Annotated in this window: 1 protein-coding gene; it reads right to left on the bottom strand. The window is 56.2% G+C overall.

The window, feature by feature from the left end:
- Positions 1 to 124: 124 nt before the first annotated feature.
- The gene (locus ACNQQL_RS36090; RefSeq protein WP_416392828.1) at positions 125 to 298 is read right to left on the bottom strand and encodes a group II intron maturase-specific domain-containing protein; all 174 of its coding nucleotides are present in this window, start codon (positions 296 to 298) and stop codon (positions 125 to 127) included.
- Positions 299 to 502: the final 204 nt, after the last annotated feature.

Genomic DNA, 502 nt, shown 5'->3' with positions numbered 1-502 from the left:
ACCGATTGGATGTGGACTTACAATCAGGACCGCCCGAACATGGCCTTGGGCGGATTTACGCCAAAGCAGCGGTTGGCCATGGCCGCTTAGTTTCTACTTCTGAACCCCGTGCAAAACGGGGGGATTACCGAGGCTGGTTTCGAGCAAGAGTCTTGTACTTGCGCATCATCCAGCGCACCAGGTAGTCATTCATGTGTTTCCAGATCACCGACATTGCCGAGCCATGGAAGCGGCCGTAGTACTGCTGCCATCCCCTCAGAATCGGATTGAACATTGCCGCCAGATCGCCTAAGGACACTGTTCAAAACGACGTCAGCGACAGCCGGCTGACGAAGTGTGGGCAACGTGACGAAATCGATGAGAAACGACGCTCGAATCCGATGTCATCAGCTGCGGTGGACTAGACTAAATCTGACAGTGGTTGGTTTTTCATGCTGGCGCGCATTGGCGCGGAGGGCGTAGCCCGTAGCGGCAATGCGCGCCGCGAACAGCAAGGAGTCCG

This window comes from Burkholderia sp. LFS061, assembly GCF_047978125.1.
GTDB lineage: Bacteria > Pseudomonadota > Gammaproteobacteria > Burkholderiales > Burkholderiaceae > Burkholderia > Burkholderia pyrrocinia_C.
This window is presented reverse-complemented; position numbering and strand designations above follow the sequence as displayed.